Here is a 24,935-nt window from a genome sequence, read left to right as displayed (position 1 = left end):
CATCGTGAGCCTCACAATCTTCTTTTTGAGAGTTTTGCGATTTCGACGAGTTTTTTTATTTGCTCAATATCTTCTTTTGTAGCCTGAGGGTCAATGAAGTAGGCAACTTGTTTTTGAGGCTCTGTCAGGTCATTTGAGGCAGTGGGATTCATTTCATCAATTCGGCCAAGTAAATAGTCCATTGATACATTCAATACATCTGCTACCTTTTCGAGGTTATCCGCTTTCGGGGTTGATTTTTTCCACCCATAAATTGCCTTATTGCTCAATCCGGCTTTATAGTTGACGTCATCAATTGACATACCTCTTAAATTAGAAACTTCTTTTATTTTATCGAAAATTATTGTCATCTCAACACCTATACATTCTTTTGAATTAAAAGTTCTAAAAAACCAACAGAAATCGTTGACAAGTTGGAAATAAAGAACTATACTAATTATTGTAAGTTAGTTACTAAGTTTTAAGCAAAACAAAAACACCTACAAATTTATCTATCTTGGCGGAGTGATAAGGTTAGTAGTCCTTTGTTTATGCTTGTTTACTATGTCATTATAGTTGAATTTATCCAACTAGTCAATGATAACTTACAACTAATTATATGAAACTTACTAAGTTTTGTAGGAAAGGAGAGAGATATGGTTGAAACAATAACTAGGGAATACCAATACTTATATTTCTATGTTGACGGCAACAAAAAAATCCCCGTTGTGACAGGCGCAACTAGAGATTTGAATTTAGCTGTTTTTCCGCATAAGGGACTAGTTCGAAAAATATTTGACGATTTCAACATCAATGCAGACCTATTTGTTTGGATTGATGGTACTGAATTTTTAATCAATACCCACCGCTTTGGAGATTAATGCAGCAGCGACTTGAGAAATAATGTTTAAAGAAACACTTGAAACATTTGAAACTTGCTTTTTGGTCTCACGCCAAATTTTGTTGTCTCTGATATTGTCAAGATATTCGTGACCGGCATAAGTGAGATTTCCCGGCATGATGATAAAGAATGGATCATTATCTGCCTGATGGTTATTACCGGTTATAAAGCCGGCTTCGTTTAATTTCGCAACTGTGTATCCTATTTCGTTTTTACTAAAACCGTGTTTTTCCCGAAAATTGTTAATTTCGGATGTTGAAAATCCATAAGGGCTATCTGAATTTTCAATGTCTAATAACAAAAGCCGAACTAAGTCATGGTTAAGTTTCATATTCGTATTTTTCCTTTCGATTACTAGGCGAATGAGCCAGTAACTAAAGGATAGCATAAACACACAGAAAGGAGGCAACATGACAGAACAAATGATTGTGGACGCAGCAAAAATGTTCAAAAAGCGCGTCAAAGACGGTCTATTCGACCGAGATATGACCCAACGTGATCTAGCTAATGCGATTGGTGTTACTGAAGCAGTATTGAGTTTAGCGATTAACACCTACGCCATCAACAAACAATCACGAGAGGTGCGAGCCAAAGTTAGACAGCTGTTGGATATTCAAGATATTTAGAAAGGAAGTGAGAAACATGGAGTATAACGCAGGCAAAACAAAAACAGCCCAATTAATTGAGAGCGAAGATGTCGCCAATGTAAAAATACGACTCAAATACGCTTCAAAAGAAATTGAACTGCCAGATGATTACACATTAATTATTGTACCGAAGTATCAATAAGATAATATTCAAAAGCCTGAATTGCAACAGTTAAAACTTCTCCAGTTAAGTTAGAAGGCAATTCATCAACAGATGTAACTTTGTTGAAAGTATCAATAGCATTTTCACTTATCATATCATTTGCTAAGTCACCTATTGGTCTATCAACACCTTTGAATTCAGCTAACCAATCTCCAAATTTTATCATTGTGTTTCTCCTTTCATGTCATTAACTAAAGGATAGCACAAAACAAACATTAGAAAGGAAGTGATCGGATGGTAACGCAGCTACTTGCACAACTAGATGAAATCATAAAGTTTTTCCACAAGAGTCAATTACCAGAAATCATGGATAAAACAGAGTTGGCTCAGTTTCTAGGAGTTGGCATAAACAACGTTAATAAATATATCTATTCAGATGGATTTCCTTATATCGAACAACCAAATATGAAAGATGGTTATCCGAAAAAGGCAGTTCAGGAATGGATAGATTCACACACAAAATTTTACGGAAGGTAAATAACATGGAAGAAATTATCAAGATTAATCAAAACGATCAAGGCGAAGCGCAAGTAAATGCCCGTGAATTGTATCAGGCATTAGAAGTCAAAAAGAGTTATCGCTTCAGTCAGTGGTTTGAAACAAACGCAAAACAACTCATTGAAAATGAAGATTATCAGGGCGTGGATGTAACCACACCCCCGCAATCTAATAATGGGGCAGTACAACGAGTACAAGATTACATATTGACGGTTGATGCTGCTAAGCAAATTGCGCTGATGTCTGGAACTGAAAAAGGCAAGCAAGTTCGTATGTACTTCATTCAAGTTGAAAAAGCATGGAACAGCCCAGACCAGATTATGGCGCGCGCATTAACTATTGCACAGATGAAATTAGATCATAAGGATAACTTGATTGCTGAAATGAAACCCAAAGCATTGTTCGCTGATGCAGTGAGCGCAAGTCAAACAAGTATCTTGGTTGGCGAACTAGCTAAGTTGTTGAAACAGAACGGCATTGATACAGGCGCTAATCGATTGTTTACATGGTTGCGTGAAAATGGCTATCTAATACGCCGTAAGGGAACAGACTACAACATGCCAACTCAAAAGAGTATGGAAATGGGATTGTTTGAAATCAAGGAACATAACCACATTAACTCAAATGGGGTAAACGTAACAACTAAGACACCAAAGGTAACTGGTAAGGGACAGCAATACTTTATTAATAAGTTTTTGCAAGCAGCATAGGAGAGGTAATGGAAGCTGATCATAAAACTGGAACAAGCAACAAAATATTTTGTTCTTGGGTTAACCCCGACAGTCCACAAGAAGGCGATTTATGGATACCGGAAAGTTATCACTTGTACAAATTCACTAATGGCGCTTGGATAACGTTAGTTAGTCCTAGCCGTGTACCAAATGACGATTTGTTGGTTTTGCCACAAAAGACTTCAGGAACTCACTCAACAGTTCTTCCGCTACGTCTGGGTATCCTAGCTTCCTTGATAATACTGATGCTTCTTTTAATGATTCTATGATAATTAAATCGAAAGATTCAGAGGCGAGCATGGCGTAGTGCTCATAGTCTTTATAATCTTCACCTTCTTGATAAAAGAAATCATCGCTTGACATTAAAAATTGGTGCAATTTAGATCCGATTGTTTTGGGGACATATGCAATATTATTTCTAACCAAATCACGTAGTCTGTTATCAACTTTTACTCGTCCTTTGAATTGAAAACTTCCTTGTTTAGAAGCACCAACAGCTATGCCGTAGGAAATAGCAGAAAGTTGGTAATGAGTGAGTAAGCCCATTAACGGAGCATAGTAATTTTTATAGGCTTCCTCTTGGTTTTCAAGCTGATGTTTCTTGGATACAGAAAAGTAATAAGCACAGGCAGCAGCTAAAAAAGGTGTAAAGAAGGCTACAAGAATGGTAATCATCTGAATTTTCATATTTATCTTTCTTTCATTGGAGTTGAGCAATTTAACTAGTAATTAAATGATAGCACCACACAAACAATAAAACATTATAAAGGAGGTGTAAACATGAGCATAGTATTTGGAATCATCGTCATAGCAGTAGGAGTGAGCTACTTCATATATGACGAACATAAATTCGATATAGCCGAAGCAGAAATACTCCGTCAGTCGTTAATTGAGGACGGATACACCTACGCACAGGCGACACGAATTGTTAACAACCTTAGTGAAGATAAACCACTGAAAAGAGCAAGTGATGTTTATAGGCAAAAGAAAAGCGCCTAACTGTTGGAGCAGTTAAAGCGCTAGATATAAATTATTGGAATGAAATTTATATCTCGATTATAGCAAGAAACGAGGTAAATGCAAATGGTAGTGACATTACCCGAACCATATCAACCACGAAATGATTTTGAGCATGATTATTTTGAGGGAAAAGAAGCCGTTCCGTTTCACGAGAAATGTTTGTATGTTTATGCATTAAATAATACAGATGAAGCTGACTTTATGTGGATGACTTATGAAGAATTGCAAAAAGAATGCTACTTCGTTTATGTGGTCAAAGTCGGAACGAAAGAAGTTGTTTGTGCCGGTGAAGCACTTGGTACGTGTTTGGAAAAGAACTGCCTAAACGGTGTGTACAAAGGAATATTAACGCCTTATAGCACGTATGGTGAAGAAGCAATTAAAGAATTGGAGTGGAAGTAACTATGGCAAATGAAGTAGCACAAGTTCAAAAAATTATTAACAGTGACAAGATGCAAAAGCATTTTGAGGAAATATTGAAAGACAATGCGGCTGGTTTCTTAAGTGGATTGTCAACAGTAGTGGCATTGAACCCAGACTTAGCAAAAACAAATATGAATGATCTAACAAACGCTGCAATGCGAGCCGCCATTCTTGATTTGTCCGTCTTACCAGACCTTGGTGAAGCCTACGTCATTCCATATGGAAAGCGAGCAAAGGTAGATGGTAAGTGGGTAACCAAGGATGTTAAAGCTCAGTTCCAACTAGGCTATCGAGGAATTATCAAACTTGTACAGAATACCGGTCGTGTTGGTCGTTTGGGTGGAAGCGTTGTTTATGAAGCGAACAAGCCACATTACAACTATGTATTTGATGAATTCACAATGGAAAATGAAAACTACGATCCATATGTAGATGGTGAAAGTCCAGTAGCTGGATACTTGGCATTTTATTACTTAGATGGTGAACGCATTGTCAAGTATTGGCCAATCCAACGAGTGATTAACCACGCTTTGAAGTATAGTCAAACCTATAAGGGGCCAGACCATAAAGACAAATACGGTAAAACACCACAGACACCATGGTACACAGATTTTGATGCAATGGCGATTAAAACCGTGATGAAAGACTTGCTTAAGTTTGCTCCTAAGACAACTAAGGTTGCGCAAGCTATTGCAGAAGACGATAAGAACGAACGTGAAGCACGTGATGTTACTCCGGAAACAGAAGAAATCACTACTGACGATCAAAACGTTGAACCAGAAATTATTGATAATCAACCAGAAGAAAAAAGCGATAATCCGTTTTCTGGAGTTGATACAGGTGATGCGCCTAATCCTTTTGCTGAAAAGAATGAAGCTTTGGAGGACGTGAAATGAGTGAGCCAAAAACAGTAATGCCATTGATTAGCTTTGAAAACGGTGTGGCACAGAACTGGAACGATTTACGAGCAACGTTGAACGGTGTTGAAGTGACCACGATTAGTAGCAAGGTAGATGCTCAAAGTATGGCTGCTTTGAAAAAAGACATGAAGCAAGTATCTGACTTAATCAAGAAATCAGTGAAGCAAAATGTTAAGGATTATGAACAAGAATTAATTGAGCGCAATGGTGGTTTATTCGCCGTTAAAGATACTGCCGATTCAATCATTGAGGATATCACGGAAGAACAAAATACGTGGAATGTTGGCCGTCTAAAGCAATTACAACCAGTGTTGCAAAAAGAAATTGATGAACGTAATGAATCGTATCAACTTAAAACACCATTAACCATTAAGGCAGACTGGTTAAAGATTAGCAATTTCACTGCTACCGGTAAACCAACCGGAGCGCTAACAAAGTTGCTGAATTTAGAATTTGTTCAGGCTAAAGCATTGGAGTCTGAACCACCTAAACTAACAGAAGTTCAGGGAGTAAAAAGAGCAATTAAATATGAGTTCTCGAAACTTTGGGACGATATTCAAGATGACGATATTTACACTGGTAAAGATTTCAAACAAATGCTTTCCGAAATCGCCAAACAATTAAATTAAGGTCGTTATGACCCGATCATCGTCACTAAACTGATTAACCAGTGAAAAGAGTTTAAGTCGCTCAATTCGTTGATGTTCATTCGTATGATGACGATGTGGCGTAACCACACGAAAGGGTGTGAAGCCCAAAGGAGGTAACAGTGGCAATAAAAAGAATCGTTGATACAAGGTTTTGGAATGACAATAAAGTTATCGATACATTCTCGGTTGAAGACAAATACTTTTTATTGTATCTAATGACAAACCCTGAATCAACTCAATTAGGAATTTATAAACTAGGCAGATTGCAAGAATCATCCGAACACCGCATGTTTCTGAAAGACTTTTCGTGGTGATTGCCAGTTGAGCGTTTTCATTGGCCTGGCATTAATCCAATGATTAATTTGATCTAATTCTTTCTGACTGATGGTTTCAATTTTGCGTTCTTTTGGGATAAAACGACGGACATATCGATTTAGCACTTCATTACTACCACGTTCTTCTGGTGAATATGGGTGTGCAAAATACATCGGTATGCCTAGCTGTTCTTCTATTTCATCATATTTTGCAAACTCTCGACCGTGATCAACTGTAATTGATTTAGCATTTTTTATACCCTTGAAAAACCTAATAATAGCTGGTGTCACTGCCTGACTATTGCGCCCACTGACATGTCTCATGATATGTTGTCGACTCAATCGTTCTGTGATGGTCACTAAAACATCGCCACGTGTTTTACCAGATTGCATCGTATCAACTTCAAAATGACCAAATTCTTGTCTTAATTGGACAGCTTTTGGTCGTTTTTCAATTGAACGGCCATGAGCAAAAACACGTCTACGGCCGTCAGATTGACGTTTACGTCGAATACCTTTATCAGGTAAATCTGATAACTTAATTTTAAGCAAACCATGATGAATCCAGTTGTAGATGGTCTTGAAAGCAATGCCCAATACATGAGCAGCCGTTTCTGGTGACCACTTCAAGATACCAATGTGATGGTTCAAAAAAGCTGATATTTCAGGTGTTAGGGTCGGATGGCGACCGTGTTTGTGCCGATTACACTGGGCTAAATGATGAGCCTGTTGTGCATTGTATGGTTTAATTCGATTTAACTCGTAGGTAATAGTTGCAGGAGAACGCTTTAAGAAACGGGCTATTTCTCGAGTTGAATGATTAAGTTTGATCATTGTTTCAATGACAGAACGTTCGTGAGCTGATAAACTAGAAGACATAAGCTGCAGATCCTTTATGGTTGATTTTAGTCAATTACCATTAAAGTCTCTGCAGTTTTTTTATGCAAGGTGTTCGGTTTAATTTTACAATCTGCCACTACCAAAAAAAATAATTAGCTTTCAAACAGGATACACGCAAGAAGTTATTGCAGTGTTGATTCAACGCTTTGAAACAAAATACAAAAATATTCTATATAGTCAAAAAACTGGCGAAATATCAGTCATTAATTCATTGAAATATAGCATTGTAAAGGGCGGTAAACCAGTTAGTGACCTGCTTTCAAAAGAGTTAAACGCAGTCGAAGATAGCGAACTTATCAAAGAAACCTACGAACGTATGCAGGGTTTCTGGAACAAGTCGTTAAGGAGTTTTGATTCAACAATCAAATCATTGTTTGAGGAAGAAATGAAAAGACGGCAGTTAAAATCTAATGACAATGACAATGACAATGACAATGACAATGACAATGAAGAATCGTACCCCCATTCGTATGACGAATCGTACCACGAATCGTCAAAAATAGAGCAAAGCACAGAAACACCTGCTCAACAAATGCTAAACATCTTCAACAAAGCACTTGGTAGGAGTGTGGCAAATCAGGGTACGTTCAGTGGACTAGTCTTTAAAAATGTTAGTGTCCAAGAATTTGAAGACGTTATCAACTACGTAATGAGTTGGAACGATGATATTTTGCAGAACACGACAGCAAGCACCATAGCTCGTAACTTTGACAAGTATTCAGATAAAGCTAGTGAACTCGGATATAGAGACGGCAAGAAGCCAGTTAAGAAAACCAGCAACAAAGGATATGGCAATAAACCACAACGAGTAGAGCCACAGATGATAACCGGACCAGTAGCAGAATCGAATGTTGATGTGTCAGATGTCGCCAAAGAGCTTGCTGAATTAAAAGAGATGGGAATACAAACGAAGTTAGGAGTGAAACATGGCTAGAGAGATTAAACATATTGACGGTTCGATTGAAACGGGTGGAATCGACCAATTCAACAATGAAATTCATACGGGAGACATCCTGCTGATAGAAGAGACAGAAGATAATGGTCGATTAGTATTTTTATCAACCCATGCAAGTGTTCATCAAAATGAAGAAGGACAATTTTTTTTGCGAGGGTGGCTACGTTGGAAAATTAATAGATGTAGCAATGTGGGATAGGTTAACGATCGTCGGCAACATACACGAAAACCCAGAAATGTTGGAGGAGTGAAGAAATGACATTTGATGAAGCAAGACGTTACTTAATTGCCAACTTTGAGGATATGAATTTGGAAGCGGTTATTAGCGTTTTATCTAGCGTTCGTGAAGAATATGCTTCGACCGTGGAGATGACTCAAGAACAAGTTGATGAACTTAATTACACTAAAAATAATTTAAGAGCAAATGATTTACCAAGGGTTATTCACAATGGAGATGGTGGCGATTGGTCATATCTAGATGAGTTTAGTGGAAGATTATTTAAGCATCAGCAAGGTGGCATGACTGATAAAAATATAGAGGACATAATGCAGATTTGGTTGCACCCAGAAATAATCAAGGTAGTTGACGAATAGTGACTGAATTATTTGGACAAGTGAATAAGCTAGATCCAAACAAAGGGTTAGTCACATTGCGAATGAGCGATGAAGATTTGCGCACATTGCAGAAGTATCACACAACTAATCAGCAACAAGTTCTGTCAGTGATAGCTAGTGATGATAATGAGCCGACACCAAAACAGCGTAGATTTGCGTTTGCATTGCTCAAAGACATTTGGTTGTCACAAAAGTAGGTGGAGCATGGTTAGAGACCGTAGAAAGCACAAGAAGACACTTTTACGGCACGTACGAGTATTACCACGGTTTAGACTTTGGCGAATTTAGTCTGAGCGCAGTCAAGGGCAATAAGTCAGATACAAACGAGTTTATCAACATGTTATTAGATTATGCAGTTTTGCATAATATCGGTTTGAGTGTGAAGCCGTTGAATGAATTAGAACCACAGGAAATAGCGCATTGGGAATATCAGTGTCTGATGAACAAGTGTTGCGTGATATGTGGCAAGAGACCTAGTGACCTGCACCATTTAGACACGATTGGTCAAGGTGTAGACAGGCGCAAGACTAACCATTTGAAACTCAGAGCCGTGCAATTATGTCGTATCCACCATCAGGAGGCGCACTCCTTAGGAATTGAGACATTCTTACAGAAATACCACCTGACAGGCATCAAGATAGATGAGCGCATAGCAGAGGTTCATAGATTAAATACCAGATAGACAATAACAAGCGTTTTAAGGCGTTAAACGCTGTTTATGTACAAATACTAAACAACATTTAAAACGTCAAATAGGACGGTTTCTGTGGACGTGAAAGCAAATGAAAAGGAAGGACTATGGTAACAAAGATAAAGCCAAAAGCAGAAAGAATTTGGGCATTGTTCAAAGGTGATGAATTTATTGCAGAGGGAACACCTAGAGAAATTGCTAGAAAGACGGGTAAAAAATTTGACCATTTAATGTTCATGACACGTCCGTCTTATGTCAATAGATTTGTATCTGACAAAAAATACAAAACCAAAGGGAGGTTAGAAATGGTCGAGTTAGAAGATGAATAACAATAAAATTTATTTCAATATTGAGCAGTACCGAGATAAAACTTTGAATAAGTATATAAATGCAGAAAGAACGAATAGATATGCGGGTTCCGGATTGAAAAAGAAGGGGACGTTATATGCTAAAAGAATAGTTGAACAAGCCATGGTTAATGGCATTATATTTAATTGGCCTTGTAAATTGAAATTTGACTGGTATTTAGCAGACGGACGAATTGACCCAGATAATTGGGATTTCATAAAGAAGTTCATATTCGACGGCATGCAAAAAGCAAACGTGCGAGGGGTGACGTTTTTAGGGAACGACAATATCAAACACATCAACGGATATGATCATGATTTTTATATCGACAAAGATAACCCGCGATTGGAGATATACGAACTGGAGAAATAATAATGACGAACTATGCAGCTGAATTTTGTGACAAGGAAAGAAAATTCGGATTTGACATGGCTGCCGAGTGGATGCAGTCAAAATTAAAAATAGAACCAGGCGGTGAAAATTCAAGCCATTGGAGCGATAAACAAACGGAAACATTAATTTCTATGCTTGATGAAGGTAAAGAATTCAGGGCAATTTCGAACGCGATTGGTAAAACCACTGTTCAAATATATGTCAAGCGCAGAAAGTTAATTGAAAAAGGGCTCGTGGAAGCGCCAGAAGAAACGCCGTCAGAAGCCAAGCAAAAACGAGTAGTGAAGTTTAAACAGTTGACGAAAGCTGGCGTTACAGACGTTCATGAAATCGCTAAACAATCTGGCTGTAACGAATCATCGATATATGGTTATGCCAAAGAAATGGGTTATGAAATTAATAAAGGTAAGGTAATTTTATGAGAAAACTACAAATCACAGGACTAACAATATCTATCTTGCTAATGCTAATTAGCGTTATCGCTGGATTGTTCATGGTTATCAATTTTGAATTAGCAGTGACATACGTAATTATATTTGGTCTTGATGCAGCTGTTTTTTATGTATTTATGAGGAAGGGTGATTAACATGAACGAATGGCACAAGAAATCCACAGATGATTTACGGAAGTTTTTGGAGGGCGAAAATGACGTTTGATGAAGCGTGGAACCAAATAGTAGATAGTTCATTACCTTTTCAGATACCTGATGAAGCTAGTGATGCAGAAGTATTAATATCCGATTTAAGTGATATTTTTGAGGACCTAAAACAAGAATATGCGCCAACTGTTGAGATGCCAGCTGAAGGAAAAAAATATTTTGACAGTGCAAAGAAATATCCAGACGAACAGCTATTTGATTCGTTTGCAATCTTTGATTCTAACAGTAAACGTGAAATGCAAACCATGCTTGGGACTAGTGACATTCGTGGTCTAACAAACGGTTATCAAACAATGGCTGGATCATTTGCAAAAAATAGCGAAAGTACTGATGAAATCATGAAAAAGTATACTGTGCCATTTATGCAAGCATGGTTACACCCAGAAACAATCAAGGTAGTTGACGAATAGTTAGATGAGCAAGGTGTGGCTCAACTCAAATAATGATTTATAAAGACAAATATCAACACTTGCACCGTTATACCAAAAATAGAAATCACTTTCGTGCCATGACTATGTATTAAAAAGCCAATCAGAAGAGTAATCAGCAGTAGAATAATCATCAAATAGATTAAAGCGTGAAGTAATAGCAATGTCATGCTTAGTTATCCGATCGTTTTTTTAACATTATAACATTTAGAAGGGGGATTCATGAAAATCATAGACATAGAAGTGTACATCGTGGGTTATCGCAAGACAGATAATGACGAGTGGGAGACATCGGGTAAGACGCACGGTAATTTGATTGACGCACAAGCAGTCATGAATAAATTGAGTAAAGAGACGAAACAACAGTTGAAGCTGTTTAAATTTGGAAGGGCAGTACCAGTGGAGTAGAAAGGGTGACATGGCGGATAGAGTTGATAGCATTTTGAGAGACTACTTCTCTGGTCGTCTCGAATTAAGAATTAAACAGCGTATAGAAACGATACGGTATGACAGTCAAGAAGTTGATGAGAATATTGGAGGTGGTCGAGCACAGAATAAACACACACGTCCAGTTGATGACATGGTGATACGTATTGAGCAGGATAGATACCTTAACAGTCTCAAAAAGCAAAAGGAAGACGTTGAGCGCTGGATAGCCACGTTTGAGCCAGACAAGCAGAAAGTAGTTGCGTATTATTATGCAAGCAAGTCTGTCACGTGGGTTAAGGTAGCACAGCAGTTTCACATATCAGAAAGAACAGCAATCGCTTGGCGTACAGAAGTCAAACACATATTAGGTGCAGTCCTATAACACTGCGGTTTTTATGCAGTTTTATGCATAAATATAGGGTTATATTGTTAATATCAGATAATTTGAAACAGGGTTATTGCTAATCCATTAAAAGCAACGTTGCACACACTTCGGAAAAAGGATTAGTGGTAATGTAAAATAGATAGGTTGAAATATCTATCATTATGACAGGTCGCGGAACAGACCGCTCCAGTACCTTACATGAGCAACTGGGTTAGAAATATCGTTTGTAAGGTGCAAATCCTTACCCTGTCAATACTCCTTTTAGGAGATAACAGTTTTCACCATAGTCGCCAAAGTCTTTAAAGTGACTTCCATAGTGCGACTTTATACTAGTTAGGTGATTTCTGTGGGTGAATGTAACACAGATCCGTTTTGGCTCGGGTGAAAAAGTTGGTTCGAATCCAACCATTCACTTTACCGGTTATTTAAAATATTGGTATAATCTTCTATAGTTTTAAAAACTTAGGAGACGGTGATGGAAGAGTGGAAAATTGTTAAATGGTTAGCTGAAAATTTATCAGCTACCAATGTATTGTTGTCTATAATAGTATTAGTTTTGATTGCTTACTTGACTAAGTCACCTGATTGGTTGAGAGATAAATTTCAAAAAAGAAATGCGCAAGTACTGCAAATAGAACAATTTTATAGACAAAATTCTGGTGAAGATTTGAAAAACATTCAAAATGAATGGTTGACAATATTTAATACTATGGGTAAAAATTTTACTCAATCTAAAGCACAAGGTTTGATTACAAGAACTATTGCTGTTGCATCTGGTAAAACAACTGTTATTTTGACATCCATGCTTCAACATATTTATCAAGAAGACGAAACAGATGATACCTATATACTCATGGTTTATTTTGCTGAAGTAGTTGATTCTTTGAAAAAAGATTTTACAGGAGAAAATATGGGCGCATTTATTTTAATTCAGTCTAAAATAAATGACTTTCAAAAGGAATTACCTAAGTATAAAGAAGCTTATAAAATATATAAGATAGAAGTTAAAAGAACAAAGAGAGGAATAAAGATGCCATTAACGATAAAACTTATAATTATAGCTGCGGTACTATTTATTATTCTGGCTCTAGTTGTTTATTTTATAAATAAAATGTAGTAATAACAGTCGCTTGCATTGATTGTATACATAAAAATACACGGTCCAATTTGCGAATCTAAAACAGATACGCAGGTTGGACTTTTTGTTTGGAGAAAACTATGAAAATAGATGACGAGTATGGACTTGTCGCCAGTAATGATGAATTAAACATCTACCGCAGGTTAGACAGGCAACAAAAATATAATAAGAAACACAAGAAGGCATCTAAACGCAAGTCGAATACAGACAAGCGCAAAGATGCTTTTTACGAAGATAGGAAGTGGCAGTGATGGCCAGTATCAAATGGACTGATGAACATAAAAATAGGGTTACAGAGTTAGGTAAGCAAGGGTTGTCATCTAGCAAAATAGCTCAAAAGTTGTTTGATGAATTTGGTGTCAATTTAAGTAGACGGACTGTTTCACGATACCTATCAACAGGACATACTAGCAGTAGATATGACAAATCGAAAAAGAATACGAGCAAAGTGAAAGATGTAAAACGTGGTACTGAAATCGTCATCAATCAAGATGGTTCTCAAACATCTATCACAGGCATTCAAATGACTAGTGAACAGGCAAAAAATCCTGATTTTGTGTTACGTGCGCACGGTTTTGATTCAACTAAGTGGGACATCATTTCACTAAAAAACAATTTTTGGCAAATGGGTAGTAAGGATAGTGATCCAGTTGATTTGTATCAATCAAAGATTACTGTTAAACCGCGCGTGGTTAAATTCAATGTTGATGATTTAATTGAGGCGTTGAATCGTAATGTTAAACCTATTGAAGTGAAAAATATCCAGCAAGGTGAGACGTCTTTGGTGATTAGCCTGTTTGATTTACACTTTGGTATCACTAAATTGAATATGTTAAAAAGTCATATTAATCAGATTGGGAACATTCTGAAAAAGGGTTATAAGCGTGTGGAAATAATTGTTGGCGGTGATGTGCTACATAGTGATTTCATTACTAAAACACAGACAGCCAGCAACACACAATTAGATCACGTGAAGACGATTAAAGCATTGAATGAAGCTGAATTATTCATCGGTACAATCATTGAAATGAGCTTACAGTATTCACCCACAGTTGAGGTTAAGGCTGTGTCTGGTAATCATGATACTGATAGTCAATATCTATTTATTTGGGGGATGTCTAAAAAATATCCACAGGTTGAGTTTGATAATGAGTTGAACACGGAAAGGCTAGCATTTAGTTTTGATAAAGTCGGTATCATGGTGGCTCACGGTAATTTAGCTTTGAAACGTTTGCCGATGTTGTTTGCTAATGAATATCCTGACATTTGGGCACATTCAAAGTATCGTATGGTTGCAAGCGGACATTTTCACACAGAAAAGAAAACCGATGTTGACGGTGTCATGATGTGGCAATTTGGGACAGCAAAACCTAATGATCCATACGAAAAAGCTAACGGTTATACTATGGGACGTAAGCATTTGCAGTTGCTTGAATTTGGTAAAGAAAGGTTGTTGGCTACTTATGAGGTTGAATAATGATGATATGTGAAATTATGCTGTTTTTTTAATAAGTACAATTTTTTAATATTCTGCTAAAATTAAACTGTATTTAAATTTAGGAGAAAATAAATGGAAAAGAAGATACCATCAATTGAATATCGTAATATGGACGTAGAAGAGCGTTTGCACTTTGACTGGGACGAATATAATGCAATGTCAATTTGGGAATCTGGTAAATGGGCATTCAAAAACCCTGAAGCAAATAAGTATGCCCTTGATACATTAAAACGTGAACGTCTAGACATAAAGTCTGATGTAGATTTAAATGAGGCGCTGTCTGAAATGAAAGAAAAAAATCAAAACGAACGAGAAGCGAAACAAAAAGAGCGTGAGTCTAAACTTCAAGAACAAAAACAAATAACTTGTAAGAATTGTGGAGGGCACGATTTTCAACTAGCCGGTGACAATTCTAAAAAGTATTCATTTGGCAAGTCAGTAGCTGGATCCGTCGGATTGGGGTTGATGACTGGTGGATTGGGCTTCATTGCAGGTGGTGCGGCTGGATTTGCTGGCAAAAAAGGAAAGAAAAACACATTGGTTTGCTTAAATTGTGGGAAGACTCTAGAAGTTAAAAAGTGATTAAATGACACCGTTGAATTACAAGAATATATTTTGTGTTTTTTTATTTTCTAATCCAACCCATGTCTCTCTAGTAGTATAATTACTGCAAAAGGAGAAAATAATATGGAAATTTTCGAAGAAGAAGATAAAAAATTATTTAGAGAGATAAAACAATCGTATCTGGACGACGGTATACATGTTATTTTAGTTAAAGGGTTCTGTGACGATGATAAAGTTATAGACGTTCTTGCTGCAGCAACTCAGATCAATGATAATCCAACAATTAATTTGAGAACTAGAGTGTTAGGGCACACAAAAAATTTATTGCAAAGGGCATTTAGTAGATATTTTAAAGAAATGAAAGTAACTTTTACATCCAGTAAACCTTTTGTACTTGCTCATAAAAATATAGATGTTGACAAATGGGAGCAAAACCAGTTCTTCCCAATTAGTTCAGATATTTCAATATACTACCCGATACAGTCAGTGATTGCTCAAGGCGGAGAGCGAGATTTAGAAAAACTGCAGTCGGCAATTTCTAATGACCACTCGAAGCTGATTATCCTTGTGACTACGAATGATGTAGAGGAAGGATACTTAGATTTCTCTTTGTTAGATGATTTTGTAGACCAATCTTTCGTACTTGATTCATCAAGAAAACATCCTGAAACATACTCTATTATTTTGAACAATCTAAACCAAAATAAGATATTTTATGAATAATTAACTTAAAAGCCTGACGGCTTTTTTATTTTGTACCAGTTTTGAAAGGAGGTGACACAATGACATGAAATTAACGCCAAAGCAGAAGAAGTTTGCTGATGAGTATATCAAGACTGGAAACGCTACTCAATCAGCAATTGAAGCTGGTTATAGCAAAAAATATGCTAATACAAATGCCCCGAAATTACTACAAAATACTACTTTAAAGCAATACATAGAAAAGTGCATGGCCAATATAGCGTCAAACCGTGTTATGAGCTACACAGAAGCCGTTGAACTGCTTACTAGTATAGCTAGAGGTGAAGAGAAAGAAACGGTCGTTGTGGCAACTCCTGTGAGCGTTGAGAAAGTCGAGAAAGAAGCAGATTTAAAGACAAGAATTAGCGCTTTGAAAGAGATACTTAAACGTTATCCGAACAACGACAAGCTTATTGAACAGCAGATACGCAAGTTGAGCGCTGAAGCTGATATTGCACAAAAGAAAGCAGAGCTGCTATCTGGTAATAACGGTGACATCACTATTAACATCAATCCATTTGAGGGGGATATTTAATGCCTACAATCAATTGGAATCTACCTAAAATGGTCAGCAAAGCTTATGCACCTTTGTTTAACAGTAAAGCACGCTATATTGCCTACAAAGGTAGCCGTGGTAGCGGTAAGAGTGAGGGTGTAGCCACAAAGGTCATTCTTGATATTGTGACAAAACCATACGTGAACTGGCTTGTATTGAGACGATACGCAAACACTAACAGACAATCAACATTCACATTATTACAAAAGGTTGCTAATCGCATGGGCGTTGGTAGCCTTTTTCAATTCAATGGCTCACTGCCTGAAATAACGTATAAACCAACAGGACAAAAGATACTGTTCCGCGGTGCTGATAAACCACTGTCTATCACGTCAATATCTGTTGAGACTGGTAACTTGTGTCGCTTATGGGTTGAAGAAGCCTATCAAATGGAGTTAGAAGAATCATTTGAAACGGTTGATGAATCTATGCGTGGTGTGATTGATGATCCAGACGGCTTTTATCAAACCATATTGACATTTAATCCCTGGAACGAACGTCATTGGTTGAAACCTAAATTCTTTGATGAAGATACTAGGGTTGATAACTCATTAGCCATAACAACCACCTACAAAGACAATCCATTCCTTGATGAAGACTACGTTAATCGTCTTTTAGAGATGAAGGAACGCAATCCGAGACGTGCAAGAGTTGCTGTTGATGGCGAGTGGGGCGTTGCAGAAGGTCTGATATATGAAAACACTATTGTTGAGAAGTTTGACGTTAGAGAAGTTGTTAAAGACGCTCGTATTGTACGTGGAATGGATTGGGGATATGGACCAGACCCTACTGCATTTATCGAGTATGCAATCAATAGCAGGACAAAAGATGTTTATATCTACAAAGAAATGTATAAGCAGCACATGCTAACTGATGAAATATTTAGATGGCTCTACGTTCATGGCTATCAACAAGGTGATATTAGAGCTGATTATGCTAACGGTGGTGACCGCATGATACAAGAGTTGAAAAACAAAGGTATATCAGGCATGAAACGTGCACACAAGTATGAAATTATGTTTGGTGTTACTTATTTACAAGACTTCAAAATACATGTATTGCCAGCGCTTGAACACACCATAGAAGAACTTAATTCGTATGTTTATGATACCGACAAAGAGGGCGGTTGGGTTGGTAAGGCTGTCGATAAAAATAACCACTTGATGGACGCCATGAGATACGCAGCAGAGCCATTAATCATGACTAGAAAGAGCACCACTGATCGCATGGAAGCATTTAAGCAATTAGGATTAGGAAGGTAATTATGACAATAGATTTTTTAACTAAAACAAGGTTTGGACCGCAAGCAAATGAAGTGTTTAAAATGTCGGCTAACGACTTTGAAAATATTGTTGACATGGGTTCGACTGGATTTATTGAAAAGGTCAATGATTACATCACGTCATTTCAATCTAGGCAGTTACCACGTTTGCAAGAGTTGAAGCGTTATTATCTAGCTGACAACAACATTAAGTATCGTGACACAGGACGAGACAAAGACCGCGCTGACAATCGTATTGCTAGTGATTGGGCTAAGTACATTACCGTGTTTATGCAAGGTTATATGTTAGGCAATCCAATTACTTATGACAGCGATAGTGAAAACTTGCTTGATAAGATTAACGAATTTTCAAAGCAAAACGGTGCTGATTATCATGACGGATTGCTCGAAACAGATTTGAGTATATACGGACGTGCATATGAGCTGGTTTATTCAGATACAAATGCACAAGAGCGCATTACTAAACTTGAACCAGAGCAAACATTTGTCGTTTATGATGACACGATTGCTGCTAATTCATTGTTCGGTGTGCGCTTTTATCAAATCAGTTATAGCGAAAGCGATACAAATAGCTTCGTGGAAGTCTATACAGCAGACAAGATATATTACTATAAGTCTGAATCATCTTCGTTTAGCAGCATGACGTTTGTTGACGTTGACGAACATGCTTATAATGGTGTGCCAATCAACGAGTATAAGAATAACGAGGAACGATTGGGTGACTTTGAAAGCGTACTAGATGGAATTGATGCCTATGACCTATCACAGTCAGAACTAGCTAACTTTCAGCAAGATATGAACGACGCCTACCTAGTGTTAATTGGTAATCCAGTAACTGGAACAGCAGAGCCGGAGTATCAATTAGACGCCGATGGCAAACCGCTGCTTGATGATTTTGGTAAACCGATACTGACAGTAAATTCTAGTACATCTGTATTTGAGGATATGAAAAAAGCTCGAATGCTGATAATGGATAACAATAGTGATCCAGACGGACCCAATCCAAATGCTTTCTATTTGACCAAGACTTATGATTCAACCGGAGCTGAAGCGTACAAGAAGCGGCTAGTTGATGATATCCTACGTTTCACGTTTACACCAGATACTAATGACCAGAACTTTGCTGGTACACAGTCCGGTGAAGCTATGAAGTACAAGCTTATGGGCAATGACAATCTGCGCAAGACCAAAGAACGTCTGATGACGCGTGGAATTATGCGCCGTTTGCGTTTGCTTGGTAATGTGTGGGCTATCAAGAACAGCGTATCAACAACAGGCAAGCAAGAGGGCTTGTATGACTTGATTAACGACATTCAAGTTAAGTTCACACCAAACGTGCCACAGAATGATGAAGAACGTGTCTCGCAGCTTAAACAGCTATATGGGGTTATCAGTGAAGAGACATTATTCTCGCTACTTGAGACATTTACCGGTGTTGATGCTGATACAGAAATGAAACGGTTGTCTGATGAAAAACAACAAGAGGCTAATAACTTTCAAACGCAAACTGGTTACGCACAGTTAAAACCTGATGATGGTGGTGTAAATGGCCGATAATTATTGGGAAAAGCGCACAAAGGCAATTATGGATTTGCTAGATGTTAAAGACACGGAGCTGACTAATGCTGTGTTGAAAGAATATCAAGCTGCGTCTGATGATGTCTCACGTAAGATAGATGATTTCTATGAGAAGTATGCAGATAAGAATACAATCTCGTATGATGAAGCTAGGAAACGTGTGAGAGCTGTTGACCTTGACGACTATGTGAAACGTGCAAATGCCTATCGAAAGTCAAACAAGGACAATCCAGAGCTATTAAAACGATTGAACGCTCAGTACATGACATCTAAGATTAGTCGATTAGAACTTTTGAAGCTAGAGATTGATTTTAGGATATTACAGGCTAGCAACGCTCAATCAGAGGCGTTTACCGCGTATCTAGCTAAAGAAAGTGCATATATATACAGCGCTTTGTCGGTTGGTAATGCAATCAAAACACTGAATGAACGTGAGATTGAATCAATCCTACAAATGGAATGGAGCGGTGCTAGTTATTCGCAAAGAATATGGCGTGATAATGATGTTCTGGCTAACAAGTTGAAAGATGAGCTAGTTAAGGCAGCTATTAACGGCACTAATCCACGTGTCACAGCTAAGAAATTGCGTGATACATTTGGTGGTACTAAACCAAACACAGAACGGTTAGTAAGAACTGAATCAACTTATGTTGCTAACGCTTCAACTGCCAAGCGATACGATAATATGGGCGTTAAAGAATATGAGTTTGTGGCTGTTATGGATAATCGAACATCATCTATATGTCGTGAATTAAATGGTCAAACATTTCCAATCAGTGAATTTTTACCAGGAACAAATGCACCAGCAATGCACCCTAACTGTCGAAGTACAATCGTACCGGCGACAAGTGATTTAACTAAATACAATAAATATCTCGATTCAGACACGGTAGATGGTTTACCGGATATGGATTGGGATTTTTAAAAGGAGATAAAAATGGATAAAAGTTTTATGAGTTTTGTTGAAGATGAAATTGCAAAACAGTTGGCATGCAAAAAAGAAGAGGTCTATATGGTCTGGCAGTGCAAGACATTGCAGAACATCAAAGGGCTATTTTCGAGTGATGTTCCACAAGCAAATGGACTTTACTATGAAGCGACCTATAACGGTGATAAGGGTGAGCTTTACTTGGACACTTACAAAAAGGCCTCTAATGAAGCCATCAAAGTTGATTTATAACACTGACGAAAGTTGGTGTTTTTATTTTGACCTGAACACGTCGTTAAATCTATTCAAATAAGTGTGTATGGGCTGTTATGAACGTTGTGTGTGGGCTTAGCTGTGTGCACGGGACATTATAGTAATAACAGTGTGTATGGGCTAAAAATACAGGAGAATTTAATATGGCTGATGAAGTGACAACACCAACAATGCAAGATAATGTTAATGCTCAAAAAGGTGGAAAACCAGACGGTACATTACCTGAATCACAAGCAAACGATAAAGAAGTATATGATGACAAGTTGACGTTTACGCCAAAGGAATTTGATTCCGAAGTTGATAAGCGTATCGCCAATGCTTTGCAGACTGCTAAAGCAAAGTGGGACGAGGAAAAGCAAACAGAAATTAGTAATGCTGAAAAACTTGCTAAGATGTCTGCTGCTGAACGTAAGGAAGCAGAAGACAAGGCTAAGCAAGAAACATTGGATAAGCGTGAAAAAGAGCTTAACATGCGCGAGTATCGCTATGAGGCTAAACACCAGCTTGAAGAAAGCGGTCTGCCTGATTCGTTTGTTGATATGGTGCTATCAGAAGACGCTGAAACAACAAAAAATAATATCGGTGCCATTAAAGCAGAATTTGACAAGGCTATTGAAGCTGCTGTCAATGAAAAGCTTAAAGGCAACAATCCAAAAGCAGGTGGTCGGACTGGAGCGTTAACCAAAAGTGAAATTTTGAAAGTAGCCGACACGGTTGAACGCCAGAGACTAATTGCCGAGAACATTAATTTATTTAAATAAGGAGAACTACAAGCATGGCTGAAAATAATTTAAACGTGATGGCTGATTTGGGGACGATTAAGTCAATTGACTTCGTTAACAAATTTGGAACATCAATCAATGATCTATTAACTCTTTTGGGTGTAACTCGCAAAGAACCAATGACGGCTGATATGCAAATCAATTTGTACAAGTGGGCTGTTGATATGGACACGGCAGCAACGGTTGGTGAGGGTGAAACAATTCCTTTGTCAAAGGTAACTCGTGCGCTTGACCGTACTGTTAAGGTTGAATGGTTGAAGAAGCGCCGTGCTGTTTCTGCCGAAGCTGTGGCACGTCACGGTGCAAATATTGCTATTGACCAATCAGACAAACGTTTGATGCGTGAAATTCAATCAGGCGTTAAGACTGATTTTGTTTCTTTCTTGGGAACTACCAATACAAAGATTTCGGCCACTGATTTGCAAATCGCTTTGTCTCAATCATGGGGAAAGTTGCAACTGGTGCCAGAATTCGAAGGTCAATCATTTGTATCGTTTGTTAATCCAATGGACGTTGCTAATTTCTTATCTGGAAAGCCCGTTCAAGCAGACGCCTCGAACGCTTATGGTATGACGTTGTTGCAAAACTTTATCGGAGCTGATCGCGTTATTGCTTTGGGCTCAATTCCACAAGGTAAGGTATATACTACCGCCGTGGATAACATTGTCTTGGCATACCTTGACATGGCTAATTCACCACTGAAAGGTTCATTTGTTGATTACACAGATGAAACAGGTTTGTTGGCCGTTGTTTCTGACAAGACTGTATCTAACTTGACGTTGGAATCAGTATTTACTGGTGCATTCAAGCTATTTACTGAAATTCCAGATGGTGTTGTCGAAGCAACTATTGCAGCTGCAGCGCCCAGTACAGGCGAATAACACGGCTGATGAAACGCCAGCTAAACCAACCGATGATAATACAGTGGCTGAAATCAAGGCGTGGTTAGATGCACATGGTGTATCTTATTCATCAAGCGCTGTAAAGGCTGACTTATTAGCATTAGTCAACGACACAGACGCTTAATCTGTCGAATAGGGTGTGAAGCCTGTTAAGGAGGAGCTATGGCAGATGAAACTAATAATTTAACTAAAGTCAAACTGCTTGTTTCAATCACAGACAACAAGCAAGATGATTTATTAAATCTGCTGTTGGAAGATAGTGAAGCTCGGCTGCTAAGCTACATCAATCAAGATGGAAACAACGCTACAACGTTTCCTAATGAGATGTCATGGTTGTTGCGCGAAATCACAATCAGACGCTTTAACCGTATTGGTGACGAGGGTAAAAAGTCATCTGGTGAGAGTGACGTGACGGCTACGTGGTCTGATGATGATGTGGCTGATTATGCTGTTTATCTATCCAAGTATCGCAAGAAAAAGGGTGGCAACGGCATAGCGAGGTTTGTCTGATGAGATACAATGACCGCGTTAAAATCATTACCAATCAGAAAGTGGATAATAACGGCTGGGACGACGAAGTTAAGCTGATTACATCAGATTGGTTGCCGTGCCGAATTACTGGAGTATCACAAGCAATGAATATGGGTGTATTTGGTAAATATGACTCTAATGCACTTGCTATTCACTTTAAAAATAAAGTTGAACAAGTTGATTATGTTGTCTATAAAGAAGTTCAGAGAAAGCCACAGGCGGTTATACAAGCAAGACATAACACTGTGGTGATTATAGGTTCGGTGTAATATGGCTAAATCAAAAATGACAATCACATTTGATGGTGCTGACGACTTGATAAAAAAGTTTAATAGGCAGCCATCAATTATTCAGCGAGAGGCCGGAAATATTATTCTAAATACTGCCAACCGTGTTGAAAAAAGAGCTAAAAGTTACGCCCCTGTCGACACCGGGTATTTGAAGCAACACATTGCTTCTGAAAAAACCGGAATGTTAAGTGCAGATGTTACCTCAAGTGCTGAATATTCTGTTTATCAGGAATTTGGTACGCGTAAGATGGCAGGCAAATCATTTATGCGACCAGCCGTGAAACAGGAGTCACCGTTTCTATTTCAAAAGATTCAAAACTTGCTGAAAGGAGGGCTTAGATGACATCACCAATGAATACGTTGATAAATAGTATCCGTGACAGTCTTAAAGCTGGCGACATTCCAGTTAAATCACGACTACCTGATGCAACAGTACCTGAACCATTCATTGTGATTGGTACTCACTTTGATGATGACGCACCCTCTGGAAAGAATGGTTATGAGGTACTTACAACAGATTTACAAATTGATCTATTCTACTCAATTGACAGTAGATCGGCGCTGGAAGAATCAATTTACAGCGTTAAATTACGAATTAAACAAGCCACACCACAAATCACACGAGTGACCTCGAATACCATTACCGATGATTCGGTAGGACGAGATGTCTATCATGTGATTTTTATTGTGACAGCAATTATTTAAAGGAGATATATACATGGCATATGTAGATAATGGTGTTGAAACAACAAAAGGCACGCCCACATTAGGTAAAAAGATTTGGTACTTCATTCAAGCAACGAGCGCAGCGGTTGGAAGTAAAGCAATTTTACCTGCAGCACAAACAGATGGATCAACAAGTATTGAAGGCGACTCAATTGATGAACAAACAAAGTTTGGACGAGTTGTTATGCCTTCAACTAATGAAGATTCTATTGAATTGTCAACATACGTTGTGCCTGGTGACAAGGCAATCGACATTATCAAAGATGCAAAACACAACGGACACCAAGTGAAAGTTTGGCGGGTCAACGTAGATAAACGCTTCGCTATACAAGAGCAAGACGACGCCGAACCAGCACAAACCCATCAAGCATTTCCCGCAATGTTTGGCTATGGAGTAGTCGATAGTCTCGATATTGATGATGGGGACGATTTAGTTAGTGCTGACTACACATTAAATATCATCGGTAAATTGACCGACGGCACATTCCCATTGACTGATGAACAATTATCAGCATTGGAAGAGTTAGCCAAATTCGAACGCCCAGGTGAAACTACTGGCGATTTTGGATCTGACGACTTAGGACAATAAGGGCATATGCCCTCTACATAACAATTGAAAGAGGATTAAATCATGGAAGTAACAATCGGTAAAAACACATCAACTTTGAAATTCAATTTTAAGGCCTTGTTTAATGCTAATCGAGATTTTAGCAACGTTGATGACAACGGGAACAACCTAGGAGACGGTGCCACAAATCTATTTACTCGTATCCTGATGGGTGACACATCAGTAATTGTTGACATTATTAAAGTTGCTGGAAATGTCGGTAAAGCATCGGAAGATGACATATTTACTGCGGTTGATGAAATCACTGAAGAAGGTGAAAAGATTGATGAAACGCTAGACGAATTGAAGGATGAGTTGAAAAATAGCGGTTTTTTCAAGAAGTCAATCATCACGCAGAAGGAGAACATCGAGGAAGCCCTTCCGAATCTGAAGAAGAAGATACAAACAGAAAAGGTAGAGCAACAAGTGGCGGCCATCGAACGTATTCTGAAATTGCTGAACGACAATCTCTAATCGAGACATGTGCAAGA

Annotated in this window: 47 protein-coding genes; 42 read left to right on the top strand and 5 right to left on the bottom strand. The window is 38.1% G+C overall.

Annotation, left to right across the window (positions count from 1 at the left end):
- Nucleotides 1-11 precede the first annotated feature (11 nt).
- A complete protein-coding gene (locus A6B45_RS08175; protein ID WP_061515069.1) occupies nucleotides 12-350 on the bottom strand; it encodes a helix-turn-helix domain-containing protein in 339 nt (112 codons plus the stop codon).
- A 285-nt stretch (nucleotides 351-635) separates the two neighbouring features.
- Between A6B45_RS08175 and A6B45_RS08170 the strand changes: the two genes are divergently transcribed.
- Nucleotides 636-860, top strand: a complete 225-nt coding sequence (locus A6B45_RS08170) for a hypothetical protein (protein WP_072614128.1) — start codon at nucleotides 636-638, stop codon at nucleotides 858-860.
- Here A6B45_RS08170 and A6B45_RS08165 read toward each other — a convergent pair.
- Complete coding sequence (locus A6B45_RS08165; protein ID WP_072614127.1) at nucleotides 831-1,211, bottom strand: DUF2513 domain-containing protein; 381 nt, start codon at nucleotides 1,209-1,211, stop codon at nucleotides 831-833. The genes A6B45_RS08170 and A6B45_RS08165 overlap by 30 nt on opposite strands.
- A 79-nt stretch (nucleotides 1,212-1,290) precedes the next feature.
- On the opposite strand from A6B45_RS08165, the gene A6B45_RS08160 reads away from it, so the two are divergent.
- On the top strand, nucleotides 1,291-1,506 hold the full coding sequence (locus A6B45_RS08160) for a hypothetical protein (protein ID WP_072614126.1): 216 nt from the start codon (nucleotides 1,291-1,293) through the stop codon (nucleotides 1,504-1,506).
- Between the two features lie 16 nt (nucleotides 1,507-1,522).
- Nucleotides 1,523-1,669, top strand: coding sequence for a hypothetical protein (locus A6B45_RS10385; protein WP_157884980.1), 147 nt, complete (start codon nucleotides 1,523-1,525; stop codon nucleotides 1,667-1,669).
- Here A6B45_RS10385 and A6B45_RS08155 read toward each other — a convergent pair.
- A complete protein-coding gene (locus A6B45_RS08155; RefSeq protein ID WP_072614125.1) occupies nucleotides 1,647-1,856 on the bottom strand; it encodes a hypothetical protein in 210 nt (69 codons plus the stop codon). The two genes, A6B45_RS10385 and A6B45_RS08155, sit on opposite strands and share 23 nt — an antisense overlap.
- Nucleotides 1,857-1,924: 68 nt before the next feature.
- Here A6B45_RS08155 and A6B45_RS08150 point away from each other — a divergent pair, with 68 nt between their 5' ends.
- Nucleotides 1,925-2,167 (top strand): hypothetical protein, encoded by a 243-nt coding sequence (locus A6B45_RS08150; protein WP_072614124.1) that lies wholly within the window; start codon nucleotides 1,925-1,927, stop codon nucleotides 2,165-2,167.
- A 5-nt stretch (nucleotides 2,168-2,172) separates the two neighbouring features.
- Entirely contained in the window at nucleotides 2,173-2,898 is a 726-nt protein-coding gene (locus A6B45_RS08145) for a phage antirepressor KilAC domain-containing protein (protein ID WP_072614123.1), read from the top strand.
- Nucleotides 2,899-3,054: 156 nt separating this feature from the next.
- Here the strand turns inward: A6B45_RS08145 and A6B45_RS08140 are convergent, their stop codons facing one another.
- Complete coding sequence (locus tag A6B45_RS08140) at nucleotides 3,055-3,606, bottom strand: hypothetical protein (RefSeq protein ID WP_072614122.1); 552 nt, start codon at nucleotides 3,604-3,606, stop codon at nucleotides 3,055-3,057.
- A 93-nt stretch (nucleotides 3,607-3,699) separates the two neighbouring features.
- Here A6B45_RS08140 and A6B45_RS08135 point away from each other — a divergent pair, with 93 nt between their 5' ends.
- From A6B45_RS08135 to A6B45_RS10380, 5 genes are all read left to right on the top strand, one after another.
- Nucleotides 3,700-3,918 (top strand): hypothetical protein, encoded by a 219-nt coding sequence (locus A6B45_RS08135; RefSeq protein WP_072614121.1) that lies wholly within the window; start codon nucleotides 3,700-3,702, stop codon nucleotides 3,916-3,918.
- Nucleotides 3,919-4,002: 84 nt separating this feature from the next.
- Nucleotides 4,003-4,341 carry a hypothetical protein gene (locus A6B45_RS08130; RefSeq protein WP_228117375.1) on the top strand — a complete coding sequence of 113 codons (339 nt, stop codon included), beginning with the start codon at nucleotides 4,003-4,005 and terminating at the stop codon, nucleotides 4,339-4,341.
- 2 nt (nucleotides 4,342-4,343) lie between these two features.
- The gene (locus A6B45_RS08125; protein WP_072614119.1) at nucleotides 4,344-5,258 is read left to right on the top strand and encodes a recombinase RecT; all 915 of its coding nucleotides are present in this window, start codon (nucleotides 4,344-4,346) and stop codon (nucleotides 5,256-5,258) included.
- The gene (locus A6B45_RS08120; RefSeq protein ID WP_072614118.1) at nucleotides 5,255-5,911 is read left to right on the top strand and encodes a hypothetical protein; all 657 of its coding nucleotides are present in this window, start codon (nucleotides 5,255-5,257) and stop codon (nucleotides 5,909-5,911) included. Before A6B45_RS08125 ends, A6B45_RS08120 begins: the two co-directional genes overlap by 4 nt.
- A gap of 140 nt (nucleotides 5,912-6,051) precedes the next feature.
- On the top strand, nucleotides 6,052-6,246 hold the full coding sequence (locus A6B45_RS10380; RefSeq protein WP_157884979.1) for a hypothetical protein: 195 nt from the start codon (nucleotides 6,052-6,054) through the stop codon (nucleotides 6,244-6,246).
- On the opposite strand, the gene A6B45_RS08115 is transcribed toward A6B45_RS10380, so the two are convergent.
- Nucleotides 6,205-7,125: an IS30 family transposase gene (locus A6B45_RS08115; RefSeq protein WP_012268558.1), complete on the bottom strand. Its 921-nt coding sequence runs from the start codon at nucleotides 7,123-7,125 to the stop codon at nucleotides 6,205-6,207. The two genes, A6B45_RS10380 and A6B45_RS08115, sit on opposite strands and share 42 nt — an antisense overlap.
- A gap of 151 nt (nucleotides 7,126-7,276) precedes the next feature.
- Here A6B45_RS08115 and A6B45_RS08110 point away from each other — a divergent pair, with 151 nt between their 5' ends.
- The 32 genes from A6B45_RS08110 (at nucleotide 7,277) to A6B45_RS07975 (ending at nucleotide 24,918) form a co-directional block, all read left to right on the top strand.
- Nucleotides 7,277-8,080 (top strand): hypothetical protein, encoded by an 804-nt coding sequence (locus A6B45_RS08110; RefSeq protein WP_072614117.1) that lies wholly within the window; start codon nucleotides 7,277-7,279, stop codon nucleotides 8,078-8,080.
- Complete coding sequence (locus A6B45_RS08105; RefSeq protein ID WP_072614116.1) at nucleotides 8,073-8,300, top strand: hypothetical protein; 228 nt, start codon at nucleotides 8,073-8,075, stop codon at nucleotides 8,298-8,300. The genes A6B45_RS08110 and A6B45_RS08105 overlap by 8 nt, the downstream gene beginning before the upstream one ends.
- On the top strand, nucleotides 8,278-8,352 hold the full coding sequence (locus A6B45_RS10695) for a hypothetical protein (protein WP_409359794.1): 75 nt from the start codon (nucleotides 8,278-8,280) through the stop codon (nucleotides 8,350-8,352). Before A6B45_RS08105 ends, A6B45_RS10695 begins: the two co-directional genes overlap by 23 nt.
- 4 nt (nucleotides 8,353-8,356) lie before the next feature.
- Nucleotides 8,357-8,695 carry a hypothetical protein gene (locus A6B45_RS08100; protein ID WP_072614115.1) on the top strand — a complete coding sequence of 113 codons (339 nt, stop codon included), beginning with the start codon at nucleotides 8,357-8,359 and terminating at the stop codon, nucleotides 8,693-8,695.
- Nucleotides 8,695-8,913 (top strand): hypothetical protein, encoded by a 219-nt coding sequence (locus A6B45_RS10585; protein ID WP_237048948.1) that lies wholly within the window; start codon nucleotides 8,695-8,697, stop codon nucleotides 8,911-8,913. The genes A6B45_RS08100 and A6B45_RS10585 overlap by 1 nt, the downstream gene beginning before the upstream one ends.
- Nucleotides 8,895-9,398 carry a putative HNHc nuclease gene (locus A6B45_RS08095; protein ID WP_237048947.1) on the top strand — a complete coding sequence of 168 codons (504 nt, stop codon included), beginning with the start codon at nucleotides 8,895-8,897 and terminating at the stop codon, nucleotides 9,396-9,398. The genes A6B45_RS10585 and A6B45_RS08095 overlap by 19 nt, the downstream gene beginning before the upstream one ends.
- Before the next feature lie 116 nt (nucleotides 9,399-9,514).
- Nucleotides 9,515-9,736 (top strand): hypothetical protein, encoded by a 222-nt coding sequence (locus A6B45_RS08090; protein ID WP_072614114.1) that lies wholly within the window; start codon nucleotides 9,515-9,517, stop codon nucleotides 9,734-9,736.
- The gene (locus A6B45_RS08085; protein ID WP_072614113.1) at nucleotides 9,729-10,127 is read left to right on the top strand and encodes a hypothetical protein; all 399 of its coding nucleotides are present in this window, start codon (nucleotides 9,729-9,731) and stop codon (nucleotides 10,125-10,127) included. The genes A6B45_RS08090 and A6B45_RS08085 overlap by 8 nt, the downstream gene beginning before the upstream one ends.
- A 2-nt stretch (nucleotides 10,128-10,129) precedes the next feature.
- Complete coding sequence (locus A6B45_RS08080) at nucleotides 10,130-10,570, top strand: hypothetical protein (protein ID WP_072614112.1); 441 nt, start codon at nucleotides 10,130-10,132, stop codon at nucleotides 10,568-10,570.
- Entirely contained in the window at nucleotides 10,567-10,734 is a 168-nt protein-coding gene (locus A6B45_RS10485; RefSeq protein WP_167361463.1) for a hypothetical protein, read from the top strand. The genes A6B45_RS08080 and A6B45_RS10485 overlap by 4 nt, the downstream gene beginning before the upstream one ends.
- 59 nt (nucleotides 10,735-10,793) lie before the next feature.
- Nucleotides 10,794-11,216 (top strand): hypothetical protein, encoded by a 423-nt coding sequence (locus A6B45_RS08075; RefSeq protein ID WP_072614111.1) that lies wholly within the window; start codon nucleotides 10,794-10,796, stop codon nucleotides 11,214-11,216.
- Between the two features lie 240 nt (nucleotides 11,217-11,456).
- A complete protein-coding gene (locus tag A6B45_RS08070; protein ID WP_072614110.1) occupies nucleotides 11,457-11,642 on the top strand; it encodes a hypothetical protein in 186 nt (61 codons plus the stop codon).
- Nucleotides 11,643-11,652: 10 nt separating this feature from the next.
- On the top strand, nucleotides 11,653-12,045 hold the full coding sequence (locus tag A6B45_RS08065) for a DUF722 domain-containing protein (protein ID WP_072614109.1): 393 nt from the start codon (nucleotides 11,653-11,655) through the stop codon (nucleotides 12,043-12,045).
- A gap of 478 nt (nucleotides 12,046-12,523) precedes the next feature.
- The gene (locus A6B45_RS08060) at nucleotides 12,524-13,165 is read left to right on the top strand and encodes a hypothetical protein (RefSeq protein ID WP_072614108.1); all 642 of its coding nucleotides are present in this window, start codon (nucleotides 12,524-12,526) and stop codon (nucleotides 13,163-13,165) included.
- 101 nt (nucleotides 13,166-13,266) lie between these two features.
- Nucleotides 13,267-13,437 carry a hypothetical protein gene (locus A6B45_RS10480; RefSeq protein WP_167361462.1) on the top strand — a complete coding sequence of 57 codons (171 nt, stop codon included), beginning with the start codon at nucleotides 13,267-13,269 and terminating at the stop codon, nucleotides 13,435-13,437.
- Entirely contained in the window at nucleotides 13,437-14,663 is a 1,227-nt protein-coding gene (locus A6B45_RS08055; RefSeq protein ID WP_072614107.1) for a metallophosphoesterase family protein, read from the top strand. Before A6B45_RS10480 ends, A6B45_RS08055 begins: the two co-directional genes overlap by 1 nt.
- 93 nt (nucleotides 14,664-14,756) lie before the next feature.
- The gene (locus tag A6B45_RS08050) at nucleotides 14,757-15,266 is read left to right on the top strand and encodes a hypothetical protein (RefSeq protein WP_072614106.1); all 510 of its coding nucleotides are present in this window, start codon (nucleotides 14,757-14,759) and stop codon (nucleotides 15,264-15,266) included.
- A gap of 105 nt (nucleotides 15,267-15,371) precedes the next feature.
- Nucleotides 15,372-15,971, top strand: coding sequence for a hypothetical protein (locus A6B45_RS08045; protein ID WP_072614105.1), 600 nt, complete (start codon nucleotides 15,372-15,374; stop codon nucleotides 15,969-15,971).
- Between the two features lie 64 nt (nucleotides 15,972-16,035).
- Nucleotides 16,036-16,524 (top strand): terminase small subunit, encoded by a 489-nt coding sequence (locus tag A6B45_RS08040; protein WP_072614104.1) that lies wholly within the window; start codon nucleotides 16,036-16,038, stop codon nucleotides 16,522-16,524.
- On the top strand, nucleotides 16,524-17,807 hold the full coding sequence (locus tag A6B45_RS08035; protein ID WP_072614103.1) for a PBSX family phage terminase large subunit: 1,284 nt from the start codon (nucleotides 16,524-16,526) through the stop codon (nucleotides 17,805-17,807). The genes A6B45_RS08040 and A6B45_RS08035 overlap by 1 nt, the downstream gene beginning before the upstream one ends.
- Nucleotides 17,808-17,809: 2 nt before the next feature.
- Complete coding sequence (locus tag A6B45_RS08030; RefSeq protein WP_072614102.1) at nucleotides 17,810-19,384, top strand: phage portal protein; 1,575 nt, start codon at nucleotides 17,810-17,812, stop codon at nucleotides 19,382-19,384.
- A complete protein-coding gene (locus A6B45_RS08025; protein ID WP_072614101.1) occupies nucleotides 19,374-20,330 on the top strand; it encodes a minor capsid protein in 957 nt (318 codons plus the stop codon). The genes A6B45_RS08030 and A6B45_RS08025 overlap by 11 nt, the downstream gene beginning before the upstream one ends.
- A gap of 12 nt (nucleotides 20,331-20,342) precedes the next feature.
- Nucleotides 20,343-20,585, top strand: coding sequence for a DUF6275 family protein (locus A6B45_RS08020; RefSeq protein WP_072614100.1), 243 nt, complete (start codon nucleotides 20,343-20,345; stop codon nucleotides 20,583-20,585).
- Nucleotides 20,586-20,749: 164 nt separating this feature from the next.
- Complete coding sequence (locus A6B45_RS08015) at nucleotides 20,750-21,367, top strand: DUF4355 domain-containing protein (protein WP_081371188.1); 618 nt, start codon at nucleotides 20,750-20,752, stop codon at nucleotides 21,365-21,367.
- Between the two features lie 14 nt (nucleotides 21,368-21,381).
- A complete protein-coding gene (locus A6B45_RS08010) occupies nucleotides 21,382-22,269 on the top strand; it encodes a phage capsid protein (RefSeq protein WP_072614099.1) in 888 nt (295 codons plus the stop codon).
- Nucleotides 22,238-22,414, top strand: coding sequence for a HeH/LEM domain-containing protein (locus A6B45_RS10375; RefSeq protein ID WP_373364400.1), 177 nt, complete (start codon nucleotides 22,238-22,240; stop codon nucleotides 22,412-22,414). The genes A6B45_RS08010 and A6B45_RS10375 overlap by 32 nt, the downstream gene beginning before the upstream one ends.
- A gap of 38 nt (nucleotides 22,415-22,452) precedes the next feature.
- Nucleotides 22,453-22,800 carry a phage head-tail connector protein gene (locus A6B45_RS08000; protein ID WP_072614098.1) on the top strand — a complete coding sequence of 116 codons (348 nt, stop codon included), beginning with the start codon at nucleotides 22,453-22,455 and terminating at the stop codon, nucleotides 22,798-22,800.
- On the top strand, nucleotides 22,800-23,090 hold the full coding sequence (locus A6B45_RS07995) for a hypothetical protein (protein WP_072614097.1): 291 nt from the start codon (nucleotides 22,800-22,802) through the stop codon (nucleotides 23,088-23,090). The genes A6B45_RS08000 and A6B45_RS07995 overlap by 1 nt, the downstream gene beginning before the upstream one ends.
- A 1-nt stretch (nucleotide 23,091) precedes the next feature.
- Complete coding sequence (locus A6B45_RS07990; protein WP_081371186.1) at nucleotides 23,092-23,454, top strand: HK97-gp10 family putative phage morphogenesis protein; 363 nt, start codon at nucleotides 23,092-23,094, stop codon at nucleotides 23,452-23,454.
- A complete protein-coding gene (locus tag A6B45_RS07985) occupies nucleotides 23,451-23,816 on the top strand; it encodes a hypothetical protein (protein WP_081371185.1) in 366 nt (121 codons plus the stop codon). The genes A6B45_RS07990 and A6B45_RS07985 overlap by 4 nt, the downstream gene beginning before the upstream one ends.
- A gap of 13 nt (nucleotides 23,817-23,829) precedes the next feature.
- On the top strand, nucleotides 23,830-24,426 hold the full coding sequence (locus tag A6B45_RS07980; RefSeq protein ID WP_061399458.1) for a phage major tail protein, TP901-1 family: 597 nt from the start codon (nucleotides 23,830-23,832) through the stop codon (nucleotides 24,424-24,426).
- A 42-nt stretch (nucleotides 24,427-24,468) separates the two neighbouring features.
- Nucleotides 24,469-24,918 carry a tail assembly chaperone gene (locus A6B45_RS07975; protein WP_072614096.1) on the top strand — a complete coding sequence of 150 codons (450 nt, stop codon included), beginning with the start codon at nucleotides 24,469-24,471 and terminating at the stop codon, nucleotides 24,916-24,918.
- The last annotated feature ends 17 nt before the right edge of the window (nucleotides 24,919-24,935 follow it).

The organism is Leuconostoc suionicum, assembly GCF_001891125.1.
GTDB lineage: Bacteria > Bacillota > Bacilli > Lactobacillales > Lactobacillaceae > Leuconostoc > Leuconostoc suionicum.
This window is presented reverse-complemented; position numbering and strand designations above follow the sequence as displayed.

Coding starts and splice junctions, on each gene's coding strand:
- A6B45_RS08175 (WP_061515069.1), bottom strand. CDS start 350: ATGACAATAATTTTCGATAAAATAAAAGAAGTTTCTAATTTAAGAGGT.
- A6B45_RS08170 (WP_072614128.1), top strand. CDS start 636: ATGGTTGAAACAATAACTAGGGAATACCAATACTTATATTTCTATGTT.
- A6B45_RS08165 (WP_072614127.1), bottom strand. CDS start 1,211: ATGAAACTTAACCATGACTTAGTTCGGCTTTTGTTATTAGACATTGAA.
- A6B45_RS08160 (WP_072614126.1), top strand. CDS start 1,291: ATGACAGAACAAATGATTGTGGACGCAGCAAAAATGTTCAAAAAGCGC.
- A6B45_RS10385 (WP_157884980.1), top strand. CDS start 1,523: ATGGAGTATAACGCAGGCAAAACAAAAACAGCCCAATTAATTGAGAGC.
- A6B45_RS08155 (WP_072614125.1), bottom strand. CDS start 1,856: ATGATAAAATTTGGAGATTGGTTAGCTGAATTCAAAGGTGTTGATAGA.
- A6B45_RS08150 (WP_072614124.1), top strand. CDS start 1,925: ATGGTAACGCAGCTACTTGCACAACTAGATGAAATCATAAAGTTTTTC.
- A6B45_RS08145 (WP_072614123.1), top strand. CDS start 2,173: ATGGAAGAAATTATCAAGATTAATCAAAACGATCAAGGCGAAGCGCAA.
- A6B45_RS08140 (WP_072614122.1), bottom strand. CDS start 3,606: ATGAAAATTCAGATGATTACCATTCTTGTAGCCTTCTTTACACCTTTT.
- A6B45_RS08135 (WP_072614121.1), top strand. CDS start 3,700: ATGAGCATAGTATTTGGAATCATCGTCATAGCAGTAGGAGTGAGCTAC.
- A6B45_RS08130 (WP_228117375.1), top strand. CDS start 4,003: ATGGTAGTGACATTACCCGAACCATATCAACCACGAAATGATTTTGAG.
- A6B45_RS08125 (WP_072614119.1), top strand. CDS start 4,344: ATGGCAAATGAAGTAGCACAAGTTCAAAAAATTATTAACAGTGACAAG.
- A6B45_RS08120 (WP_072614118.1), top strand. CDS start 5,255: ATGAGTGAGCCAAAAACAGTAATGCCATTGATTAGCTTTGAAAACGGT.
- A6B45_RS08115 (WP_012268558.1), bottom strand. CDS start 7,125: ATGTCTTCTAGTTTATCAGCTCACGAACGTTCTGTCATTGAAACAATG.
- A6B45_RS08105 (WP_072614116.1), top strand. CDS start 8,073: ATGGCTAGAGAGATTAAACATATTGACGGTTCGATTGAAACGGGTGGA.
- A6B45_RS08100 (WP_072614115.1), top strand. CDS start 8,357: ATGACATTTGATGAAGCAAGACGTTACTTAATTGCCAACTTTGAGGAT.
- A6B45_RS08090 (WP_072614114.1), top strand. CDS start 9,515: ATGGTAACAAAGATAAAGCCAAAAGCAGAAAGAATTTGGGCATTGTTC.
- A6B45_RS08085 (WP_072614113.1), top strand. CDS start 9,729: ATGAATAACAATAAAATTTATTTCAATATTGAGCAGTACCGAGATAAA.
- A6B45_RS08080 (WP_072614112.1), top strand. CDS start 10,130: ATGACGAACTATGCAGCTGAATTTTGTGACAAGGAAAGAAAATTCGGA.
- A6B45_RS10485 (WP_167361463.1), top strand. CDS start 10,567: ATGAGAAAACTACAAATCACAGGACTAACAATATCTATCTTGCTAATG.
- A6B45_RS08075 (WP_072614111.1), top strand. CDS start 10,794: ATGACGTTTGATGAAGCGTGGAACCAAATAGTAGATAGTTCATTACCT.
- A6B45_RS08070 (WP_072614110.1), top strand. CDS start 11,457: ATGAAAATCATAGACATAGAAGTGTACATCGTGGGTTATCGCAAGACA.
- A6B45_RS08065 (WP_072614109.1), top strand. CDS start 11,653: ATGGCGGATAGAGTTGATAGCATTTTGAGAGACTACTTCTCTGGTCGT.
- A6B45_RS08060 (WP_072614108.1), top strand. CDS start 12,524: ATGGAAGAGTGGAAAATTGTTAAATGGTTAGCTGAAAATTTATCAGCT.
- A6B45_RS10480 (WP_167361462.1), top strand. CDS start 13,267: ATGAAAATAGATGACGAGTATGGACTTGTCGCCAGTAATGATGAATTA.
- A6B45_RS08055 (WP_072614107.1), top strand. CDS start 13,437: ATGGCCAGTATCAAATGGACTGATGAACATAAAAATAGGGTTACAGAG.
- A6B45_RS08050 (WP_072614106.1), top strand. CDS start 14,757: ATGGAAAAGAAGATACCATCAATTGAATATCGTAATATGGACGTAGAA.
- A6B45_RS08045 (WP_072614105.1), top strand. CDS start 15,372: ATGGAAATTTTCGAAGAAGAAGATAAAAAATTATTTAGAGAGATAAAA.
- A6B45_RS08040 (WP_072614104.1), top strand. CDS start 16,036: ATGAAATTAACGCCAAAGCAGAAGAAGTTTGCTGATGAGTATATCAAG.
- A6B45_RS08035 (WP_072614103.1), top strand. CDS start 16,524: ATGCCTACAATCAATTGGAATCTACCTAAAATGGTCAGCAAAGCTTAT.
- A6B45_RS08030 (WP_072614102.1), top strand. CDS start 17,810: ATGACAATAGATTTTTTAACTAAAACAAGGTTTGGACCGCAAGCAAAT.
- A6B45_RS08025 (WP_072614101.1), top strand. CDS start 19,374: ATGGCCGATAATTATTGGGAAAAGCGCACAAAGGCAATTATGGATTTG.
- A6B45_RS08020 (WP_072614100.1), top strand. CDS start 20,343: ATGGATAAAAGTTTTATGAGTTTTGTTGAAGATGAAATTGCAAAACAG.
- A6B45_RS08015 (WP_081371188.1), top strand. CDS start 20,750: ATGGCTGATGAAGTGACAACACCAACAATGCAAGATAATGTTAATGCT.
- A6B45_RS08010 (WP_072614099.1), top strand. CDS start 21,382: ATGGCTGAAAATAATTTAAACGTGATGGCTGATTTGGGGACGATTAAG.
- A6B45_RS08000 (WP_072614098.1), top strand. CDS start 22,453: ATGGCAGATGAAACTAATAATTTAACTAAAGTCAAACTGCTTGTTTCA.
- A6B45_RS07995 (WP_072614097.1), top strand. CDS start 22,800: ATGAGATACAATGACCGCGTTAAAATCATTACCAATCAGAAAGTGGAT.
- A6B45_RS07990 (WP_081371186.1), top strand. CDS start 23,092: ATGGCTAAATCAAAAATGACAATCACATTTGATGGTGCTGACGACTTG.
- A6B45_RS07985 (WP_081371185.1), top strand. CDS start 23,451: ATGACATCACCAATGAATACGTTGATAAATAGTATCCGTGACAGTCTT.
- A6B45_RS07980 (WP_061399458.1), top strand. CDS start 23,830: ATGGCATATGTAGATAATGGTGTTGAAACAACAAAAGGCACGCCCACA.
- A6B45_RS07975 (WP_072614096.1), top strand. CDS start 24,469: ATGGAAGTAACAATCGGTAAAAACACATCAACTTTGAAATTCAATTTT.